The 20,628-nt window shown below is 57.9% G+C and carries 16 protein-coding genes and 1 riboswitch; of the genes, 10 read left to right on the top strand and 6 right to left on the bottom strand.

Going from position 1 to position 20,628, the window contains the following annotated elements; genetic code table 11:
* Positions 1–39: 39 nt before the first annotated feature.
* Positions 40–1,314, bottom strand: coding sequence for an NAD(P)/FAD-dependent oxidoreductase (locus AC0L8N_RS07160; RefSeq protein ID WP_473666900.1), 1,275 nt, complete (start codon positions 1,312–1,314; stop codon positions 40–42).
* Between the two features lie 215 nt (positions 1,315–1,529).
* Here AC0L8N_RS07160 and AC0L8N_RS07155 point away from each other — a divergent pair, with 215 nt between their 5' ends.
* Complete coding sequence (locus AC0L8N_RS07155; RefSeq protein ID WP_473666899.1) at positions 1,530–1,859, top strand: antibiotic biosynthesis monooxygenase family protein; 330 nt, start codon at positions 1,530–1,532, stop codon at positions 1,857–1,859.
* Between the two features lie 63 nt (positions 1,860–1,922).
* Here AC0L8N_RS07155 and AC0L8N_RS07150 read toward each other — a convergent pair whose 3' ends face one another.
* On the bottom strand, positions 1,923–2,336 hold the full coding sequence (locus tag AC0L8N_RS07150) for a hypothetical protein (RefSeq protein WP_473666898.1): 414 nt from the start codon (positions 2,334–2,336) through the stop codon (positions 1,923–1,925).
* Positions 2,337–2,465: 129 nt separating this feature from the next.
* Here AC0L8N_RS07150 and AC0L8N_RS07145 point away from each other — a divergent pair, with 129 nt between their 5' ends.
* From AC0L8N_RS07145 to AC0L8N_RS07125, 5 genes are all read left to right on the top strand, one after another.
* The gene (locus AC0L8N_RS07145) at positions 2,466–3,260 is read left to right on the top strand and encodes a helix-turn-helix domain-containing protein (protein WP_473666896.1); all 795 of its coding nucleotides are present in this window, start codon (positions 2,466–2,468) and stop codon (positions 3,258–3,260) included.
* Between the two features lie 283 nt (positions 3,261–3,543).
* Positions 3,544–3,783 carry a hypothetical protein gene (locus AC0L8N_RS07140; protein ID WP_473666894.1) on the top strand — a complete coding sequence of 80 codons (240 nt, stop codon included), beginning with the start codon at positions 3,544–3,546 and terminating at the stop codon, positions 3,781–3,783.
* 98 nt (positions 3,784–3,881) lie between these two features.
* On the top strand, positions 3,882–5,153 hold the full coding sequence (locus tag AC0L8N_RS07135; protein ID WP_473666893.1) for a TolC family protein: 1,272 nt from the start codon (positions 3,882–3,884) through the stop codon (positions 5,151–5,153).
* An 8-nt stretch (positions 5,154–5,161) separates the two neighbouring features.
* Positions 5,162–6,412 (top strand): efflux RND transporter periplasmic adaptor subunit, encoded by a 1,251-nt coding sequence (locus AC0L8N_RS07130; RefSeq protein WP_473666891.1) that lies wholly within the window; start codon positions 5,162–5,164, stop codon positions 6,410–6,412.
* A 9-nt stretch (positions 6,413–6,421) separates the two neighbouring features.
* A complete protein-coding gene (locus tag AC0L8N_RS07125; RefSeq protein WP_473666889.1) occupies positions 6,422–9,535 on the top strand; it encodes an efflux RND transporter permease subunit in 3,114 nt (1,037 codons plus the stop codon).
* Positions 9,536–9,759: 224 nt separating this feature from the next.
* Here AC0L8N_RS07125 and AC0L8N_RS07120 read toward each other — a convergent pair whose 3' ends face one another.
* The 4 genes from AC0L8N_RS07120 to AC0L8N_RS07105 form a co-directional block, all read right to left on the bottom strand.
* The gene (locus AC0L8N_RS07120; RefSeq protein ID WP_473666887.1) at positions 9,760–10,332 is read right to left on the bottom strand and encodes an outer membrane beta-barrel protein; all 573 of its coding nucleotides are present in this window, start codon (positions 10,330–10,332) and stop codon (positions 9,760–9,762) included.
* 299 nt (positions 10,333–10,631) lie between these two features.
* On the bottom strand, positions 10,632–12,644 hold the full coding sequence (locus AC0L8N_RS07115) for a PQQ-dependent dehydrogenase, methanol/ethanol family (protein ID WP_473666886.1): 2,013 nt from the start codon (positions 12,642–12,644) through the stop codon (positions 10,632–10,634).
* Between the two features lie 153 nt (positions 12,645–12,797).
* Positions 12,798–13,850, bottom strand: coding sequence for a ribonucleotide-diphosphate reductase subunit beta (locus AC0L8N_RS07110; protein WP_473666885.1), 1,053 nt, complete (start codon positions 13,848–13,850; stop codon positions 12,798–12,800).
* Positions 13,851–13,879: 29 nt separating this feature from the next.
* Positions 13,880–15,718: a ribonucleoside-diphosphate reductase subunit alpha gene (locus AC0L8N_RS07105; protein ID WP_473666884.1), complete on the bottom strand. Its 1,839-nt coding sequence runs from the start codon at positions 15,716–15,718 to the stop codon at positions 13,880–13,882.
* Positions 15,719–15,824: 106 nt separating this feature from the next.
* Positions 15,825–16,021: riboswitch (cobalamin riboswitch) on the bottom strand.
* Between the two features lie 372 nt (positions 16,022–16,393).
* On the opposite strand from AC0L8N_RS07105, the gene AC0L8N_RS07100 reads away from it, so the two are divergent.
* From AC0L8N_RS07100 to AC0L8N_RS07085, 4 genes are all read left to right on the top strand, one after another.
* Entirely contained in the window at positions 16,394–18,616 is a 2,223-nt protein-coding gene (locus tag AC0L8N_RS07100) for a TonB-dependent receptor family protein (protein ID WP_473666883.1), read from the top strand.
* Positions 18,617–18,996: 380 nt separating this feature from the next.
* Complete coding sequence (locus AC0L8N_RS07095; protein ID WP_473666882.1) at positions 18,997–19,293, top strand: hypothetical protein; 297 nt, start codon at positions 18,997–18,999, stop codon at positions 19,291–19,293.
* Entirely contained in the window at positions 19,256–19,639 is a 384-nt protein-coding gene (locus AC0L8N_RS07090; RefSeq protein WP_473666881.1) for a hypothetical protein, read from the top strand. Before AC0L8N_RS07095 ends, AC0L8N_RS07090 begins: the two co-directional genes overlap by 38 nt.
* Positions 19,630–20,406: an FG-GAP repeat domain-containing protein gene (locus tag AC0L8N_RS07085; protein ID WP_473666880.1), complete on the top strand. Its 777-nt coding sequence runs from the start codon at positions 19,630–19,632 to the stop codon at positions 20,404–20,406. The genes AC0L8N_RS07090 and AC0L8N_RS07085 overlap by 10 nt, the downstream gene beginning before the upstream one ends.
* Positions 20,407–20,628 lie beyond the last annotated feature (222 nt).

Raw genomic sequence — 20,628 nt, 5'->3', positions numbered from 1 at the left:
GTGCGGGCTTCAGCGATCTGCGTTGAATCTGGGTTCGATCTACAGCCAGTCCCGTAGCTGATAGTAAAGAATGCCCAGGCGAACCAGTGGTGTTGAAAAGCGGTACGCACCAGGAACCCGCGCGGTCTTCAGTTTCGCGAACAGATCAAATCGTTCGCTGTTTCCGGCAACTACATCGGCAAGAATCTGCCCGGCCAGATGCGTAACGTTGACGCCGTGACCTGAATAACCCTGTGCGTAAAATACATTTTCGGCCAGACGGCCAAATTGCGGCACCCGATTCAGTGGTATGCCCATACGGCCACCCCAGGCGTAGTCGATACCAACTCCGGCAAGTTGCGGGTAGACATGGAGCATTTTCGCCATCAGCTTTGACTTGATCGTTTCCGGGTGATCACCCAGGTAATTAATACGTCCACCAAACAGCAGTCGACGGTCCGCGCTGAGACGGAAGTACTCGATCACAAAGTTCGGGTCACAGATGCCCAGATCGAGCGGATTGACCGGCGTGTCCATGTTGGTCGGCAGCGGCTCCGTAGCGATGATGTAACTGTTCACCGGCAGCATCAGTCCGCGCAGTTCCGGTGCAACGTTGTGATAGGCGTTGCCGGCGACGACAACGAAATCGGCAGAAACGCTGCCGTGTTCCGTTGTGACGGTGGCTCGCGGGCCGTGTTCAATGCTCACTACCGGCGATTGCTCGTAGATAGTAGCGCCGTTGCTAACAGCCGCATCCGCTTCGCCGATGCAAAGATTCAGTGGATGCAAGTGTCCGTCGCCGTAATTGATGAGCGCACCCAGATACAAAGGTGAACCCGTTGCATCGCGGGTTTCTTCAGCCGATAGCAAGCGAACGTCAAATTTGGGGTCGTGCCGCTGCAGATAGTCGTAGTTTTTCTGCAGGGCTGCCAGGTGGCGGGGCTTGAGTGCAACGTCGGCATAGCCTGCCTTCAGATCGCAATCGATTTCGTACTTTTCCACCCGGTCCCGAATAATGTCGTGACCTGCCCAGCGCAGATCCCAAACCAGACGATCACCGTCGTCGCCTAGCGCTTTGCGCAAGTGTTGTTCGCCGGATATGCCCGCGATCATTTGGCCGCCATTGCGGCCGGAAGCACCCCAGCCCACTTTGTGCGCCTCCACCACTTTCACATCGTAGCCGCGTTCGGCGAGTGCCAGCGCGGTGGATATTCCCGTGAAGCCGGCGCCCACGACGCAAACATCAGCGCGTTGCGCGCCTTGCAGGGCAGGGTAGGCCGTTACCCGATTGGCCGTCGCGGCGTAGTACGAACCGGTGTGCTGGGTCAATGTCATTGCGCGCTATGGTAAGCGTGTCTCGCGGGCCACGGCAATTGCTTTTGAATAGCGGGCGTTATTAATAAGAGCGCCGCGGATAACCGTGTCAGACGTCTGGGCAACGACTCGATCTGACGGTATGCAGTTTCAGGCGGTCGGCTGCGGTGAACGCAGTCCTGAGTGCTATCCTCGGTGAATCAGGTCAGCACACACGCAACTCAGGAATAGCCACTATGTACAGTGCGGCATTTATTTTCGAACCGGGTGAGTACGATGCAGAGTTTCACCGCCTCAATGGTCTGATCGACACGGCGGCGAAAGCCACTGAAGGGTACATCGGTAGCGAATCATGGCAGTCGGCAGACGGCCGGGTCTACAACGCAACGTACTACTGGGAAACACTGGCTGCACTGGACCAGTTCGCAAAGAACCCTCATCACCTGGAAGCGAAGAAGCAGTACCGGAACTGGTATAAGGGCTACCACATAGTGGTCTCGGAAGTACTGAGGTCCTACGGAGACGAGCAGATTCCGCACCTCACACCGAACGAGCGGAAGTCGTGACTGACTGGGTTCTGCGGTCGGGTGCGCGGCCTTAGGCCGCGCACCCTCTGACGACGAGGCAGGTCAGGCTGTACGCCGCCAGCCTGCAGGCTCTCTGAGCTTCCAGGCGGGCAGCAGCAGGATGACGAGAAACAGCAGGTTGCCGACAACATTGAGCGCAGCCCCGTTGGCAATCGACACAACACCATCGAGCACAAACCAGACCACCACCCCCAGAGCCACAGCGTTGCCAAGGGTATGCGCTGACAAGTCATCGATCTTGCGGATCAGATAAGCCAGCGTGCTTGCCCAGCCAGTCATTAACGCGCCGGCGATGCCGGCACCGAGGCGCGCCGGTGGGCCCAGCGTGACCGGCTCGGCGAATAAGAAAGAAACCAGCGGATCCAGCAGACCGGGTATCACGGCTCCAACGACCATCAATAAGCCAGCCAGTTCCGTAAAAGCAGCGGCCAGATACAGTGCTCTTCGTGCGTCCATCATGTGTCCTCCAGGCAGTTCGTGTGTCCCTTCGTTGATCGAATGGCGGCAGTGTCCGCCGTTCGTTGCCGGCCCACAATTCCCTCGGAGGTAAGTGCAGAGCTGAACTCCTGCCGCTATTCTTGCAGCATGCAAACGACCAGCAGAAACTCACAGAGCGCCTGTCCGCCGCTGGGGCGCCAGCTAAAGGACTTTCGGCGGTTGCGCGGCGTCAGCCAGCTTGAGCTGGCCATGGCGGCGGGCGTCTCGCCGAGACACGTATCCTTTATCGAGTCCGGTCGCGCCAAACCGAGTCGCCAGATGGTCTTGCGGCTGGCTGAAACGCTGGATATGCCATTGCGGGCGCAGAATGATTTGCTGCACCTGGCGGGTTTCGTAGCCGCTTTTCCGGAGCGTCAGCTCGACGCGCCTGAACTTGCAGCGATATCCAATATCGTGGAGATGATGTTGCGACAGCACGATCCGTATCCGGCGTTCGTACTGGACCGGTACTGGAATATCGTCAGGACCAACGCCACGGCAGAACGACTGTTTGCGACGCTCATGCCGGACATGCCTATCAGCGCAGTGGAAGTTTTTCTCGGTCCCGGCGTGTTTCGGCAGGTCGTTGAGAACTGGGAAGAGGTGGCGTTCGCCACCCTGCATCGCCTGCGTCGGGAAGTGGCCTTGTCGGGTGTCGACGAGAAGCTGCGTGCTGTGCTGGAAAGAGCGGAGCAACTCATGAGTGAAGTACCGGCCCCCACGGGTGTCAACACCGGGTCTCCCGCAGTCACCTCGCGACTGCGGCTTGGCAATCAGATCGTCAATACAGTCAGTACGATCGCGTCGTTCAACGGCGCACGGGATGTCACGCTGGATGAGTTGCACGTTGAATTGGTGTTTCCCGCCGACGAAGCGGCAGATTTGTTTTTCCGGGCAATGTAATTGAGGCTCTGCGAGCAAACCCTCAATGATTCACTCCCAGCGATGTTGATCGGGATTTTGCCAAGCCAACACTTGTCGCTGTCGCTCGGTACCAGCGTACGCTGCGGAATTTGGTGTCGTGGGAACCTGCACGCGGATTGTGTATAGTCTCGCGATGAATCGACGCGCTGCTGCCTTCGTATTATTTGCCTGTACAGCCTTTCTCGCACTGCAGTTCAGTGGGCTGCACTTGCATCTGCACGCTGATAATGCCGCGCATTCGGCGGACGGAGGCGGCGCCCATTTGCGCGTAGCCGTAAACAATTTTGACGAACATGAATCCGACGCTGATGTCGACGTGTCATTGTTCGAGCTTGGCTCTACGACTCAGAAAAGCATGCCGTTCATCGTCGCTCTGCTCGCAGCCGTCCTGTTGCTGCTCTGGGTTTTCAAAGTCTCCTGGCCGGTACCGGTCAATTCCTTCCGCTTCATGTGTCGCCCGCGTTGGCGACCTTTGCTGCGCGCGCCGCCGCTCACTCCCTAGATCCATTTCGTCCGCAAGCTGCGGTTGATCGGCGTGCCGGTCGATGCCAGTTTGCATTCAAACGATTCGCATCCGAGAGGATGCCGGGAGTAATTGCAATGAGAATTTCACTTGTGAGGTGCCTGTTCCCGGGCATCTTGCTGATTATCTTTGGCAGTCCGGTACTGGCTCAATCCGGTAGTGCGTCCGCCGGGATAACCCTCGACAGATCTGTCGCACAGGCGCTGGCGAAAAGCCCTGAACTGACAGCCTTCGGTTATCAGATTGACGTCCGGCAGGGCGACGTCGAGCAGGCAGGGTTGCGACCCAATCCGGATATTATCGTCTCCATCGAGAACGCTGCGGGCACCGGGACACTCAGCGGAGTGGATGCCCTCGAGACAACGCTGAGCATTGGCTGGATACTTGAGCGCAACAAACGGCAGCATCGTGTCAATGCGGCAATGGCGGGGGTTTCCGCCATGGAAGTTGCCGCTGAATCGCAGCGTCGGGACGTGGCTGCGCAAACTGCACGCCTGTTCATGGACAGCCTGGTCGTGCAACGGCGCATGGAGCTGCTGAGCTACTCCGTTGCTCTCTACCAAAACGAGGTTGATTTCGCCCGTAAACTGGTCGATGCCGGGCGTGTGCCGAAGATGAACCTGACGCGGTCCAGGGCCACTCTTGAGATGGTCAAACTGGATCTGGAAGATGCCGAGCACGAACTGCGAACCGCAATACGCAGGCTGGCCGCTCAGTGGGGAGAGTTACAGCCGGACTTCACTGCGGTCAGTGGTGATCTCCAGAACCTGCCGCAGCCGATCGATTTTGACGTACTGGTATCGCGGATCGAGAGCAGCCCCGAACTGCTGCAAAATCTTTCTGAAAGCGCATTGCGTGAAGCCGAATTGCGCTTGGCACAGGCTATTGCAAAGCCCAGCTGGCGGGTAACTGCGGGCGTACGTCGCCACGAACAAACGGACGACATCGCGCTGGTTGCTGGCGTCGTAATACCGCTGGCGACGAGTGACCGCAATCAGGGCGGTATCGCTGCGGCACGGGCGCAGCTAGCCGCTACTAATGCCGATCGAGAGGCACTGAAGGTTCGGTTGAAGACCCAGCTGTTCGCGCTGCATCAGGAATTACTGCATAGCCTTCATCAAAGTGCTGCGTATCGTGACGAGATCATTCCCCTGCTTGAATCTGTCGAGGCAGACATTCAACAGGCTCACGAGTCTGGCCGCTACAGCTATCGGGAACTGTGGACAGTTCAAGCCGAGCTGGTTGATGCGCGCATGGCAAGCATCGAATCCCATGCCAATGCGCACCGGATGGCAATAGAGATTGAACGTTTGGTCGGCGCGCCATTGTTTGGCGCTGGCAAACCATGAGGAACATCATGAGAACTATAACGACAAGATTCTGGTTCGTGCTTCTTTCCGTGCTGCTTGCCGCTTGCGGCGATGCGGGAACGCACAATGTCGGTCACGAGGACGAACATGGGCACACGGACGACGCGGCTGAAACGGAGCACGGGCCGAATGGCGGACGCTTGCTTACCGACGATGGTCTTACGGTAGAGCTCGCGTTAGTCGAAGAGAGCGTGGCGCCCGAGTACCGGGCATGGGTTACCCGCGCTGGCAATGCTGTGCCGCCGGCCGATGTGCAACTGCAGGTGAGCCTCGGCCGGCTGGGTGGGCGTGTTGAACAGGTCGGCTTCGAGCCACGCGCCGATTTTTTGCGCAGCTTGTCACCGGTCGAGGAACCGCATTCCTTCGTCGTAACAGTCAAAGCGATCCATCAGGGCCGTAGCCATGAATGGACGTTTGAGAGTATTGAGGGTCGTACCCGGATAGCGCCGGATATTGCGCGGGCTTTCAACGTCCAAACCGAACTGGCAGGACCCGGGGAGATTCATGAAACCATCGGCGTTTTCGGTCACGTCGAAACAATCCCTGAGCGCGTGAGTGCCGTGATCGCACGCTTTGACGGTACGGTGCGCGAGGTTGCGGTCGTCACCGGTGAGACCGTCCGTGCCGGGCAAACGCTGGCAACCATTGAAAGCAACGACAGCCTGAACGTGTACACGGTGACCGCGCCGATTGCGGGGGTTGTGACTGAAAGGCACGTGAATCGCGGTGAGCAAACGGCGGGGCGCGTTCTGTTCCGGATTGTCGATACCTCACAGGTCTGGGCTGAGTTCTCCCTGTTCCCGGCCGACGTTCAACAGGTCCGCAAAGGCATGAAGGTCAACTTCGAACCGGTCGGCACCAGCTTATCCGTCAGCGGTACGATTGATCGGATTGATGTCACGAGTCAGCCCAATCAAACGGTGCTGGCACATGCCGTCATCGATAACAGCAACGGTGCGCTGGTACCCGGCATGTACCTTTCTGCCGATATAGAAATCGCGAGTCATGACGTTCCGTTGGTAGTCCGACGCAGCGGCCTGCAGGCGTTTCGTGATGCCACGGTTGTGTTTGCGCAGATAGGCGATGAGTACGAAGTACGCATGCTCGATCTCGGGCGGCAGGACAAGTTGTGGGTGGAAGTGGTGGGTGGGCTTGAGCCTGGTACCCGCTACGTCACCGCGAACAGCTACCTCATCAAGGCGGACATTGAAAAGTCCGGCGCCTCCCACGACCACTGAGACTGACTCATGCTGAAATTCATAATTGAATCGTCACTGCGTCGGCGAGGCGTGGTGATGACGTTCGTACTCGTGTTGATTGGGCTTGGTCTCTGGAATTTCGGGCGCCTGCCAATTGATGCCTTGCCTGATATCACCAATGTCCAGGTTGTCGTGAACACGGAAGCGCCGGGCTACACGCCACTGGAAGTTGAACAGCGGGTGACGTTCCCGCTGGAAAATGCAATGACCGGAATGCCGCGCTTGTCGTACACCCGCTCGTTGTCCCGCTATGGACTGTCACAAATCACGGTGGTCTTTGAAGAAGGCACCGATATCTACTTTGCCCGGCAACAGGTCAGTGAGCGACTGAGTGCGGCGAAGTCGTCGATTCCGGCCAGTCTTGAGCCGGCGTTGGGGCCGATCGCCAGCGGCTTGGGCGAAATTTTCATGTTTACCGTCAATGCGGAGGAGGGCGCGACCAACGCGGATGGCTCGCCGGTGACACCGACGGACTTGCGCTCTGTCCATGACTGGATCATTCGTCCGCAATTGCTGCGTATTGCCGGAGTGGCGGAAGTGAATCCCATTGGTGGCTTCGAGAAGCAGATTGTTGTGTCTCCGGACCCGGCGAAATTACTTGCCCGGGGACTGACAACGGACGATCTCGTGCGTGCTTTGCAACGTAACAACGCGAATCAGGGTGCGGGCTTTATAGAGCACAACGGCGCGCAATGGTTGCTGCGCATCCCAGGCCAGGCGGAGTCCATGGACGACCTGCTGGACATCGTTGTCAGTACTGATTCCGGCATCCCCGTGCGTATCCGCGATGTCGCTGTGATCGCTGACGGCAAGGCTCTGCGTACCGGTGCTGCCACCCAGAACGGCAGCGAAGTGGTCATGAGCACAGTGTTCATGTTGATTGGCGAGAATGCACGCACAGTCGCTCGTGCGGTGGACGAGAAACTGGCTGAGATTCAGGCCGGTCTGCCGGCGGGGATATCAGCGACGGCGGTCTATGACAGGACGGATCTCGTGAACAAAACGCTGTCGACGGTTCGGACCAATCTTGTCGAAGGCGCGTTGCTGGTCGTGGTTGTGCTGTTTGTGTTCCTCGGCAACGTGCGAGCGGCTGTCCTGACTGCAGCAGTCATTCCGATTGCCATGCTGATGACCATTACCGGCATGGTGCAGACCAGGGTCAGCGCGAATCTGATGAGCCTTGGCGCTTTGGATTTCGGCCTGATCGTCGATGGCGCGGTGATCATCGTGGAGAACTGTATGCGGCGCCTGAGCGAGAACGGGCCTGTACAACAGTCGCTGCGCGAACGGTTGGCCATCGTGTATGACGCAACCCACGAAGTCATACGCCCGGCGCTGTTTGGGGTCTTCATCATCACCGCTGTCTATTTGCCGATCTTCGCGCTGACCGGTGTCGAAGGGAAAATGTTTCACCCGATGGCGATCACCGTGGTGATTGCGTTGGTCAGCGCCATGTTCCTGTCGGTCACGTTCGTGCCGGCTGCCGTTGCGATGTTGTTCCGTAAACCGCTCAAAGAAAAAGAGAGTTTCATCATCCGGCATTCACGCAACGCCTACCTGCCCATAGTCAGCGTGATGCTTCGGCTGCGATGGCTGGTGGTTGCCAGCGCGGCGTTGATCGTCATCGTTAGCGGGCTGCTGGCGACGCGCCTGGGTACGGAGTTTGTACCGGAGCTCGACGAAGGTGATATCGCTATGCACGCGTTGCGGATTCCGGGAACGTCGTTAAGCCAGGCCGTGCAGATGCAGGAGCAACTGGAGTCTGTCGTTCGCGAAATGCCGGAAGTGGAGCGGGTCTTCGCCAAGATTGGTACAGCAGAAGTAGCAACGGATGCCGTACCGCCCAGTGTTGCGGATAACTTCATCATCATGAAGCCGCGTGACCAGTGGCCTGATCCCAAGAAATCGAAAGCCGATTTCATCGAGGAACTGGAAGCTATCGTTACCCCGATTCCGGGCAACAACTACGAGTTCCTGCAGCCCATTCAAATGCGCTTTAACGAGTTGCTGGCCGGTGTCCGTGCCCAGCTGGCGGTCAAGGTTTTCGGCGATGATATCGATCAGCTGGCCGCACTCGCCAACGAGATTGAATCGGCCATCAATCGTGTGGATGGTGCAGCGGATGTCATGGTTGAGCAGACCACTGGGTTGCCGGTGCTGACCTTCGAATTGAAACGATCGTCGTTGTCACGTTATGGCGTGAGCATCGACGAAGTGCAGTCGTTGCTGGCGACCGCGGTTGGAGGAACTGTGGCCGGGATCTTCTACGAAGGTGACCGGCGTTTCGACATCGTGGTGCGGCTCTCCGAGGAGGAACGCTCCGACTGGGAAGGGCTTGTGCGCCTGCCGGTACGTTTGCCGAACGGCAGTTACGTGCGCCTGGGAGAACTTGCGGAACCGGCCTTGACGACGGGCTACAACCAGATGTATCGCGAGAACGGCAAGCGTCGTGTTGTGGTGACGGCCAACGTTCGTGGCCGCGATCTTGGTTCGTTCGTCAACGACGTACAGGCATCGGTGCAACGGAACGTGGAGATACCCGCGGGCTACTGGGTGGGCTACGGGGGCACGTTCGAGCAGCTGGAATCGGCCACTCGTAGACTCGCCGTGGTCGTGCCGCTGACGCTCGTAATTATCATTGGCATGTTGATGATGGCGCTGGGTTCGTTGCGTGATACGGCGGTGATTTTCAGTGGTGTGCCGCTTGCACTTACCGGCGGAATCGCAGCGTTGTTGCTACGGGGTATTCCGTTCTCGATCTCGGCGGCCGTCGGCTTCATCGCATTGTCGGGCGTCGCGGTGCTCAACGGATTGGTGATGGTGTCGTTCATTCGTGACTTGCGTGCAGACGGCGGCGCGCTGGACGAAAGCATTATCAAAGGAGCTGTGACTCGTCTGCGTCCGGTGCTGATGACTGCCTTGGTCGCATCGCTGGGCTTTGTCCCGATGGCGTTGAACACGGGGATCGGTTCCGAAGTGCAACGGCCACTGGCGACCGTCGTAATCGGCGGGATTGTATCGGCGACGGTGTTGACGTTGCTGGTACTACCGGCGCTGTACCGCATCGTCCATAGCGGCGATACGGAACAAAGTACTCCTTAATCGGGGTCCGTGGCACGCTGCACTGGCGCACCTGCCGGTGCAGCGTGCTGAGGCTGCGATCAACCAGAATTATTGAGCGACGAGCGCGCTTTGCGCTTGTCGGTAACGAGCAATGCTCAGGCGACATCCTGGCGCCGGGTTCGGTTTTGCATCCGCACTGTGCGTGACAACAGCTGCTGAGCCATGCGCCGGGCAGGGCGACCCGGCGCATGGCTTTGTGACGGTCAGAAGTTGAAGCGCAACCCGACGGATGCGAACCAGACTTCTTTGGTATCTTCGATGTCGAACCACTCCATCTCGCCGCGTATAGCGAAGTTGGGTGAGAAGCTGAACTCAAGGCCGCCACCGAAGGCGAGATCATTGCCCGAGTCTTTTTCGCGTAACTGCAAGCCGGAGCCGACCGGTGGCTGAATCAGTGCAGTGACGTCAGTGTCCCAGAACACCAGACCGGCCTTGCCAAACAGGCGCAGCGGTCCGATTGGTGCGGATAAGACGGCCATGACATCGTAGCCGGTTAGCGTCGCGTCGATGTTGGTTTGAGTCAGGTCGAAGTTGCGCGAAACGTTGTAATCGCCGAAGTCGTTGTAGCTCGCTTCTATGGCGAAGTTGTCAGTTGCCTGGACACCGGCGAACGCCGACCAAGAAGCCTCTTCGTCATCAAAGTTAAGGTCAAACTCGTCGAATTCCGTGTCGACCGATGTATTGCCAATGCTGCCCCCGAGGTAGAAATCGGACTGCGCGGCTGCCTGAGCACTCATCGCAATGCCCACCAAAAACACGGTCAATATCCTTTGCATGTCACTCTCCTGATTGCGGTCGCCACGGGTATCAGTGGCGGTGTGCAGGAGATTGTCGGGCCGGTTGCCTGAAGCGAAGCTGAATGACAGTGGTTTAATCGAATCGGCTCGTTGCGCTGTCCGCGCGATCGATGGTTCCGTGCAACAGGCCGCCAGCGATAGTTACAACCTTGCCGCTGCCTCGCCGTTCTGCGAGTAGCATGGGATGCTCATGCAGTTTTTTACAGGTGATCTGCGCAACGCATTGGTGTCACCGCGGAGCGTTGTTGACCTTATCTGCAGGTGGTAGCCGCGGGTGACTATTGGGCTCGGATACGCCGCAATGTTTCCCGTTGTGACAGTATGTAAGCGCGGACGGCTTCCGCTTCTTCCACGCTGATCTCAACGGCCGGCATGCCATTGGCGCGCCTGGCACCACCAACGACGATGGCTGGCCAGATCGCGTGAGTGTCGGCACTCGCGAACCGCAGGTCTGGTACCGAACCTCCAGCGCGTGCGACAGCGTCTTTACCGTGGCAGCCGCCGCAAGCGTAGGCGTAGACCTCGCGTCCGGTTGCGATCTGATCGGCAGAACTATCGGCAGCAGGTTGCGTTGGGATTTCCCGTTGCGCCAGCGGCGACTCCGGTACAGGCAGTTTTCCATCCAGCGTGAACGCCAGTAGTTGCGTCGGTCCTGAGGCGGCACCGCTGGCATGCATTTCAGGATAGACAAACTGCAGGCCACCGCCGGATCCGACAGGAATCAGAATGAATTGCCGGCCATCGATCGCATAGCTGGCCGGCGCCGCGGAGATTGACGAGCCGGTATCAATTGACCACAACCGTTTGCCACTGTCGGCAGCGTAAGCACTGAAACGCCCTTTGGCGTCGCCCTGAAAAACGAGATTGCCAGCGGTTGCCATGACTCCGCCGTTGAACGGGTACTCGTGATTGACGGTCCAGCGTGGTTTGCCGGTCGCCGGGTCGAAGGCCACCAGCTTGCCGGGACTGAACGGTTTGCCGTCCACTTCGGTGAACATCTCGAGCGTGTCCATGAAGTCACCATCGTCATAGTTCGTGACGATGCTGGGTACATCGACGACAGGTATGAACGAAAGCTTTAGCCCGGGGTGCCACGCCATCGGGTTCCAGCTGTGCGCGCCCCACATGTTTGGCCAGACCGAAACAGCCGATTCCGCATCGTCGGTCCAATAGCGTGCCTCGGGACTGTAAACCGGCAGCCCGGTTTCGAGATTGATGTGGCTGGCCCAGTTCACCTTCGCAAACTTATCCGCTGCGAGCAGCTCACCGGTCAGTCGGTCCAGCACATAATGAAAACCATTCTTTGGCGCGATCATGAGGACCTTGCGCTGTTCGCCGTCGAACGACATGTCATCAAGCGCAATATTCATGGTGGCGTTGTATTCCCAGCTATCCTCGGGAACAGTCTGGTAGTGCCATACATACTCACCGGTCTCGGCATTAACGGCCAGCACGGAGGAGAGAAACAGATTGTTGCCGCCATCCGGGCTGCGCAGTGAGTGCGTGTACGGCAGTGCACCTGCGGTGCCGAAGAACAGCAGGCCGGACTCCGGGTCGTATGTCATTTCGTTCCAGTTACTGCCGCCACCGCCGAATTTCTCGAGTGCATCGCCGGACCAGGTTGCGGCTGCCATTTTCAGTGCCGGGCTGTTGTTTTCCTCCGCCTTGTCGCTTGGCACTGTGTAGAAGCGCCATAACCGATTGCCGCTGGCGGCATCGTAAGCGGAGACATAGCCGCGGTTTTTTTCGCCGGACTCGGAGCCTGCGTTGCCGACGAATACCTTGTTGCCACCAACATAGGGTGAGTCGGAGATTGTGTAACCGAGGGTTGTATCGCAGGTGGTGACGGACCAGTCGGGCTTACCGGTTTCGGCATTGAGTGCAATGAGCCGGCAGTCCGCTGTCGTGGCGTAGACGCGGCCCTGCCAGACTGCGATGCCGCGACTGGCGCGTGCCGTCCAGGACAGCCATGGCATTTCGGCGAATGCGGCGCGGACTTCCGGGTCGTACTGCCAGAGTAATTCGCCCGTTCGCGCATCGAGCGCAAACACGACGGAGTACGCAGCGGACAGATAGACAACGCCGTCGACAACAATGGGTGTAGTGGCGATTCCGTCCGGAGCGGGCAGGCGCCGGGCCCAGTTCAAGCCAAGTTCATCGACGTTGCCGGTGTGTATCTGGCCCAGTGCGCTGTAGTGCTGGCCGCGAGCGTTTCCACCCTTGACCAGCCAGTTGTTGCCGTCATTGAGGGATTGCTTGAGGCGTTCTTCATTAACATCGCCCGCAGCCATTGCAGTCGGGCCATTAATGAAGAACGCGGCTAGTAGACAAACAAGTCGGGCAACATGGGTGATCATGAAACAGCCATTCGGAAAGTTGCGGCAGATTCACTCTATTAAGAATGGGCTCCGCACACAATCCGCAAATCATATCGTGCTGTTTCTTCACACCGGCAATGACGATTGACGGGCTCTTGCCAAACGGTCGTCAAACATCGACCACGCGCCTTCATTACCGTGCCAGCTGCCTATCGTTGCGGCTTTCGCGTACTCGGTGGCACGTGTTTCGAAAAAGTTGGCATGCTCTACACCGTTCAGGATTTCCGTCAGCCATGGCAGCGGATGCACTTTCTCGCCGTAGATTGGCGGCAGCGAGAGTTGCTGGAGCCGCCAGTCGGCGATGTAGCGTATGTAGCGTTTGACCTCAGCGGGTTCCAGACCTTCGAGTGGTCCCATCTCGAACGCCAGGTCGATGAAGCGGTCTTCGAGGGTCACGACAGTTCTTGCGCAGTCGGCAATGTCGTCCCGAACAGAACGGGTAAGCGCTCCCGTCTCTTCGGCGAAAGAATGGAACAGCCGCAATACGCCTTCGCAGTGCAGGCTTTCATCCCGTACCGACCAGGAAACGATCTGGCCCATGCCGCGCATTTTGTTGTGCCGAGGGAAATTCAGCAGGATCGCGAAACTAGCAAACAGTTGCAGGCCCTCTGTAAATCCGCCAAACATGGCCAGCGTTCGCAGGATGTCGCCTTCGTTGGAGACGCCGAATTCCTGCATGTAGTCGTGCTTATCGCGCATCGCCTCGTAGTCCATGAACGCGGCAAACTCACTGTCCGGCATGCCCAGAGTTTCGAGTAGCAATGCATAAGCGACGATGTGCACGGTTTCCATATTGGCAAATGCCGCGAGCATCATCTTGATCTCGGTGGGCCGAAACACCCGGGCATAGCGTTCCAGGTAGTTGTCCTGAACCTCAACGTCCGACTGGGTGAAGAACCGAAAGACCTGAGTGAGGAGATTCCGTTCCGCGTCACTCAGGTTGTGCACCCAGTCTTTGCAGTCTTCCCCAAGCGGCACTTCTTCGGGCAGCCAATGAATCTGTTGCTGTTTACGCCAGTACTCGATAGCCCACGGGTAGCGAAACGGTTTGTAGCTCTTGCTCGGGGTCATGAGTCCGGGTAATTCGAGCAGGGCAATCTGCGATTTATCTTGTGACATTGATGGGTGTCTCCAAAGAGGGGCGCCGTTTACTGGCAGGCAAGGCATTCGTCGTAGTTCGACAGGTTGGTCGTAAGCGCGCGTTCCGGCCATTGCTGGGTGTTGTCGGCTTCTACGCCGGCGTAGCCTGCGCGTTGCACGGATTTGGAACGGCAGTAGTAGAGGCTCTTGATGCCGCGTTCCCAGGCCAGCCAGTGCAGCATGAGCAGGTCCCACTTGTGCAGGTCGCTGTTCAGGAAGAGATTGACGGATTGCCCCTGGCAAATACTCGGTGCCCGATCAGCCGCGAGGTCGATCACCCAGCGCTGGTCGATCTCGAACGAGGTTCGGAATACGGCTTTCTCATCGTCGCTTAAACACTCGAGGTGCTGAACGGAGCCATCGTGCTGGAGAATTGACGACCAGGTCTCCTCGGTATCAAGCCCTTCTTGACTCAGCAGTTTCGCGAGTTCCAGATTCTTGACAGTGAACGAGCCGGACAGCGTTTTGTGGGTGTAAATGTTGCCCGGTATCGGCTCAATACACGCGCTGGTGCCGCCGCAGATAATGCTGATGCTCGCGGTCGGCGCAATCGACAACTTGTGGCTGAAGCGCTCCATGGCACCTGCATCGGCCGCGTCAGGGCACGCGCCGCGTTCTTCGGCGAGCGTTACCGATGCCTTGTCGGCTTCTGCCCTGAGGTGCTGGAACACCCGGATGTTCCAGCTCTTTGCAAGTGCGCTTTCGAACGGTATCCCCATAGCTTGCAGATAGGTATGGAAGCCCATCGCACCGAGACCCACAGAGCGTTCGCGCATGGCGGAGTACTTCGCATGACTCATGCTGTCCGGCGCATTGACGATGAAATCTTCAAGAACGTTATCGAGGAAACGGAAAATGTCTTCGACGAATTTTTCGTCTTGGCGCCATTCGTCCCACTTCACGAGGTTAACGGAAGCGAGGCAACACACGGCGGTCCGGAGCTTTCCGGAATTGTCCCGGCCGGTTGGCAACAAAATTTCACTGCACAGATTGGACTGGCGAATTTTCAGGCCGAGTTGTTTCTGGTGGTCGGCAAGAGCGCGATTCGCCGTGTCGACGAATAGCAGGTAGGGTTCGCCGGTTTGCAAGCGGGTCTCAAGAATTTTTTGCCAGAGCTCGCGGGCAGATACGGTCCGGACCTCTTGCTGGGTTGCCGGGCTGCGCAGCGAGAACGACGCGCCTTCCCGCACGGCCTCCATGAATTCATCGGTGATCGCGATGCCGTGATGCAGGTTGAGACTCTTGCGATTGAAGTCGCCGGAGGGCTTGCGAATCTCGATGAACTCTTCGATCTCCGGATGGTAGACATCGATGTAGACCGCCGCCGATCCGCGCCGCAGCGAACCTTGTGAAATAGCCAGCGTCAGTGAGTCCATAACGCGTACAAACGGAATGATTCCCGATGTCTGGCCGTTGCCTTTTACCGTTTCGCCGATCGAACGGACATCGCCCCAGTAGGTGCCAATGCCACCACCGTTGGAGGCGAGCCAGACGTTTTCCATCCAGGTTCCGACGATGCCATCGAGACTGTCCTCGACCGCATTCAGGAAGCAGGAAATCGGCAGGCCGCGTGCGGTGCCGCCGTTACTGAGGATCGGTGTTGCCGGCATGAACCAGAGCTTCGACATGTAATCGTAGAGACGCTGTGCATGCGCCTGATCGTCGGCGTAGGCTTTGGCGACCCGCGCGAACAAATCCTGGCAGGACTCGCCCGGGAGCAGGTAACGGTCGCGCATGGTTGCTTTGCCAAACTCGGTCAGCAGTTCGTCGCGGGTTGGATCAGTGTGGATGACAGTCTCTGGCGAGAGCATCACGGGTGGGGTGGTGGAAAGTGCCGGTTGTGCCATGCGATTACCTCTGGTCGTGGTAAACGGGGCACTTGCGAAGGATTTTGCGGCCGGAGAAAACCATTGGGAGCTCAGCCACGAACCCTCCCGGAACACCCCGTCCGATGAGTACGAAGTTCTGGCGGCAGGTCTCCTGACTCACAGCGTTGGCGTTCTGCGCCGCCTTCCCGGGATTTCCCAGTGGCATTGTGGCGCGAAACCGCTGTTTACAGTTGCGGGGACAGTTCCGGGATCCTGACATTCCTGCCAGTCACCGGATTCCCTTTTCATCGCTAAAAGCGAACCGTCGAACCACTACAGCTTGGGCCAGTTCCGTGACCGATGTCAACATGTTGTGTTTCTTCCACGACGTCAGCAACTGTCTTGCCAGCGCGCCACAGCCCTTCCTGTTCGAAACCGGCCGCTTGAACAAGTGGTTTGGCTGGCGGATGAGGTTGCGAATGAGAGAGGCTCTGATGCCTTTCCCGGTCTGTCCTCGGTCAGGGCGCGGACAACGGCTGCGGAAAATTAACCTGTCTCAATGCCCGGAGGCGATTCTGGCTGGCCCGCCGGGCTTCGACAGACCGCGGGTTTCCCGAAGGGCTTGAGCTACGGTCAGTCTCGAATTGCGAATGATTCGCATTTTCGTTATCGTTCGTGTCACCGTAGTATCCGCCCTACCCAGAGGTTTCCACCATGCAACACCCCCTTCGCAGCACCGCCCGCGCCGGCGGCGCATTGTTGCTGCTGACTGCCACACCAGTGTTCGCTCAGGACATGGCCGCAAGCGGCGCCAGCGAGCCGCTCGACAACGTCACCATCATCGGCCACCGTCGAGACGTCAGCGACATTCCAGGCTCGGCGCATGTTATCGACAATGAAGAGCTCAATGCCTTCATGCAGTCGGACGTCATGCGCGTGTTGCGCACGGTGCCGGGTGTGTACGTGCAGGAAGAAGACGGCTTCGGGCTGCGACCGAACATCGGCATTCGCGGTTCCGGCCTCGACCGCAGTGCGCGGATCGCGCTGCTTGAAGATGGCGTGCTGATCGCGCCGGCACCTTACGCGGCATCGTCTGCCTACTACTTCCCGACCCAGCGTCGCATGCATGCCGTGGAAGTGTTGAAAGGCCCGGCGGCCATAACCGTGGGCCCGCGCACAACCGGCGGTGCCATCAACTTGATTTCAACACCAATTCCGGACCAACTGGCTGCGAATATCGATCTCCGGCTTGGCCAGAACGACAGTCTTGATGCACACCTCAATGTCGGCAATCGCGGCGAGCGTTTTTCGTGGCTGATCGAGACCGTGCAGAGCGTGAGTGACGGTTTCAAGACCATCGATGGACCCGCCGGTAACGAGACCGGGTTTGATATCGAGGACTACATGGTCAAGCTGCAGTTCGATAGCGACCCGAACGCAACACTCAACCAGAGCCTGCGACTGAAAGCTGGCTACACCGACCAGGTATCGGACGAGACTTACCTCGGCCTGACCGAGACCGATTTCGCGGCCGACCCCTACCGGCGTTACGCGGCGTCGGCCGGCGACCGCTTTCTGGGTGAACACGAGCAACTGCAGTTGAGTTACATCGTTGACAACGACGGCCCGTGGCGCGCTGAAGTAACTGCCTATCGCAACAACTTTGCACGCAACTGGTTCAAGTTGCAGTCGGTGAATGGCGCTGGCATGTCGTCAGTGCTGGATAACCCTGCAGCTTACGCAACCGAACTCGGCTACCTGCAGGGCATGACCAGTCCGGATGACGCGATCATCAAACGTCACAACAGCCGCGAATATTACTCGCAGGGTATTCAGGGCTCTCTTAGTTGGGACCTGAATGTTGGAGATGCCGAAATTGCTTTGACCGGCGGCGTGCGCTTGCACGAAGACGAGGAAGACCGGTTGCAGCAGGACGATGGGTTCCGCATGCAGAACATGCAACTCGTACAGACCAGCACCGGCGCACCCGGATCGGCAACGAATCGGGTCAGCGATGCACGGGTAACAGCGCTGTTCCTTACTTCCGAAATTCGCACCGGCAACTGGATATTCACACCCGGCATGCGCTTCGAAGACATAGATATGACGCGCTACGATTACTCCACCAGCGATCCTTCGCGTGCACTTGGCCCCACACAAGTGCGTGACAACTCGGTGTCGGTGGTTATACCGGGCATGGGTGCGTTGTACCGCGTCAGCGATCACTGGCGTCTGCTCGCCGGTGTACACAAAGGCTTTAATCCGCCTGGGCCTGGCAGCAGTGCGCAGGAAGAGGAGAGTCTGAATCTGGAGTTCGGTGCACGCTACGCGAAAGACGCGCTGACCTTCGAGTCTATCTGGTTCGTCAATGACTATGACAATCTGGTCGGCACGGTCACCGCATCAACCGGCGGTGATAACCAGATCGGCGATCAATTCGACGGCGGCGAAGTCACGGTGCAGGGGCTGGAACTGAGCGCTGGCTACACCCTTGAGGGGCTGGCTGACGGCCGCTTACAAATGCCGCTCGCGATGGAATACACGTGGACTCGAGAGGCAGAGTTTCACAACGCATTTGAGAGTGGTTTCGAACCCTGGGGCGACGTCGCGGTAGGTGATGAATTGCCGTACATCCCAGAGCACCAGTTGCGACTCACTGCGGGCCTCGAAGCCGAAAAGCTTGGGGTAAACCTCGCGGCGAACTACGTCGGCCGCATGCGCACCGTTGCCGGGCAAAGTGGTTACCCAACGGCCGAGACTGTTGATTCCCACGTTGTCTGGGATCTCGTTGGGCGCTGGCGTTTCAACGACCGGTTTTCCAGCTACGTGAAAGTCGACAACCTGCTCGATGAAACCTACGTGGCCTCGCGTCGCCCCGCCGGACTTCGGCCGGGCCTGGAACGCACGGCCTGGGTAGGGTTGAGTTACCAGCTGTAACGAGTGAGGCGGGTTCCGGTGGTCGGAACCCGCCATTTTGCCCTTGCTCCGTAACATGATAATCAAAATACATTCTTGTACTCACCTGTAATCAGGCATCCCGCCTGTGTTTTCGCCGTCGATAGCTGAATTGAGTCTCCGTTGGCCATTCCAGATACCCGCCTGAAACGCTAGTATTTGTATTCGCCAAACAAAAATAAGCGACCAGCGAAATGGACGTCAGGAATCTTTCGATTTTTGTAAGCGCACTTCTTGCGACTCTGGTCGGCTGCGGGGGCGGTGGTGGCGACAGCACCCCATCAACGCCACCGCCGGTTGCGATCTCTTGCAGCACCAACAAAATCCCCGTGGGATCGTCATGCCAATGCCCAGCCGGGCTGGTGGAAAACGCCAGTGACGGCTATTGCACAGATCAGGCCGTGACCGTCTTACGCGGCGCAGAGTATCTGGAGCCAGGCTTTCCGGTGGCTGCCGCATCGGGTAGTGGTACCGGCATAGGGCCGTTCTACACCAAGGTAGGCAACATCGACGATGACCCGGAGCTTGAGATTTTTCACAAGCACGTCGGAACGGAGATCCTTGCGTGGGAATCACGACGGCACGATCGTGCCCGGTTACTCCGTCTATGCAACCAGCGCGATGCACGGAAAGTTACTGCTGGCGCAGGTGGACGGTGACCCCAATGATGAATTGTTCGTTGGGCACGAGGGTCTCGCTCAGACTGGCCGGGAATGCCAGCTCAATGCATTTGATGAAACTGGTTCTCGTCTGCCAGGTTATCCGGTGTTGTGCCCGAACCGAGGGTCTATCTCCGTCTCACCAGTCGCCGTGGACTTCAATGACGACGGCGTCAATGAAGTCCTGTTCACGAATGAGCGAAGGAAGCTCAGGGTGTTTCGTTTGCCTAGCGATATACAGGAATTTGGTGTCGACTTGGCCGACATCGATGACAGGGGCAGGCGTGGTGTGGCTTGTCGGCGGGTGACCTTACCGGCAATGGAAATGAAGACGTTGTGGCACTGACCTGCCCTTACACCCGGACGCCGGATTCGACCCGGTATCAGGCGATATTTGCATTCGACAGCGATGGATCGGTGTTGCCGGGTTTCCCTGTTGAAACTTCAACGTTTCGCGAGCACCAGCCCTTGTTAGGTGACGTAGATGGCGATGGTGACGCCGAGATTGTTACGATGACCTTCGACGGAATTGCTGTCATCTCTTCTGCTGGTGTAGTTGAGAGTACAATTGACCGCAGCAGCTTCCGTGGCTATCCGGGTGCAACTAATTACCCGTTTCTTGCATTGGCCGACGTAGACGGTAACGGCGTCGTGGATATCCTGTTCCAACAATCAGGCATTCACGCCATGTCAGCAACCGGTGACGAACTGAATGGGTTTCCGCTCGATGGCCAAATATTTTTTGCAGTCGGCGATGTTGATGGCGACAACTCTCAGGAAGTAGTTACGTTCCAGAATGCCGAAACGCAGCCGCAAATCTCACCAACGGTTCACCTCGTAATTTACGAAGCAAACGGTCAGCGCAAAAACGTCGAGATCACGATAGATGGTGTGGGCGATCCTGGCAAAATCATGCCGACAATTGCCGATATCGACATGGACGGCAGAAATGAGATCATTATTACTGGTGACTACTGGAGCGGAGCGGCTGGAGACTATTTCAAGGTTTGGGTGTTTGACCTGAATGGTCCGGCCGTGAATGGCGCCATTGAATGGGGCCAAAAGTACGGCAACCGGCATAACAGCGGCGCACATCGCACAGCCCGCAACTAAACGAAAAATAACTGGGGCACGCAGAATCAATGCCTTGGTCGCGACGCTAAGGCCGCAAAAAGTACCATGCCTTGCTAGTGGGCCACCTTGGTACTGCCCATTTGAAATGGCGTTTCAAATTGCACTCTGATCTGCTCTGAACCTGCGAGTCTCCCGAGTCCGGCAATAGATACGACTAATGATTTCTAGTTCGCCGTTGCTGTCGCCGACAAAATTGAGATA

The sequence above is a fragment of the Woeseia sp. D3-10 genome, assembly GCF_055809415.1.
This window is presented reverse-complemented; position numbering and strand designations above follow the sequence as displayed.

What these genes read in the sequence shown, in the direction of transcription:
- AC0L8N_RS07160 (WP_473666900.1), bottom strand. Translation starts at nt 1,314, where the DNA reads ATGACATTGACCCAGCACACCGGTTCGTACTACGCCGCGACGGCCAAT.
- AC0L8N_RS07120 (WP_473666887.1), bottom strand. Translation starts at nt 10,332, where the DNA reads ATGCAAAGGATATTGACCGTGTTTTTGGTGGGCATTGCGATGAGTGCT.
- AC0L8N_RS07125 (WP_473666889.1), top strand. Translation starts at nt 6,422, where the DNA reads ATGCTGAAATTCATAATTGAATCGTCACTGCGTCGGCGAGGCGTGGTG.
- AC0L8N_RS07130 (WP_473666891.1), top strand. Translation starts at nt 5,162, where the DNA reads ATGAGAACTATAACGACAAGATTCTGGTTCGTGCTTCTTTCCGTGCTG.
- AC0L8N_RS07115 (WP_473666886.1), bottom strand. Translation starts at nt 12,644, where the DNA reads ATGGCTGCGGGCGATGTTAATGAAGAACGCCTCAAGCAATCCCTCAAT.
- AC0L8N_RS07110 (WP_473666885.1), bottom strand. Translation starts at nt 13,850, where the DNA reads ATGTCACAAGATAAATCGCAGATTGCCCTGCTCGAATTACCCGGACTC.
- AC0L8N_RS07155 (WP_473666899.1), top strand. Translation starts at nt 1,530, where the DNA reads ATGTACAGTGCGGCATTTATTTTCGAACCGGGTGAGTACGATGCAGAG.
- AC0L8N_RS07145 (WP_473666896.1), top strand. Translation starts at nt 2,466, where the DNA reads ATGCAAACGACCAGCAGAAACTCACAGAGCGCCTGTCCGCCGCTGGGG.
- AC0L8N_RS07150 (WP_473666898.1), bottom strand. Translation starts at nt 2,336, where the DNA reads ATGGACGCACGAAGAGCACTGTATCTGGCCGCTGCTTTTACGGAACTG.
- AC0L8N_RS07100 (WP_473666883.1), top strand. Translation starts at nt 16,394, where the DNA reads ATGCAACACCCCCTTCGCAGCACCGCCCGCGCCGGCGGCGCATTGTTG.
- AC0L8N_RS07090 (WP_473666881.1), top strand. Translation starts at nt 19,256, where the DNA reads ATGCACGGAAAGTTACTGCTGGCGCAGGTGGACGGTGACCCCAATGAT.
- AC0L8N_RS07135 (WP_473666893.1), top strand. Translation starts at nt 3,882, where the DNA reads ATGAGAATTTCACTTGTGAGGTGCCTGTTCCCGGGCATCTTGCTGATT.
- AC0L8N_RS07105 (WP_473666884.1), bottom strand. Translation starts at nt 15,718, where the DNA reads ATGGCACAACCGGCACTTTCCACCACCCCACCCGTGATGCTCTCGCCA.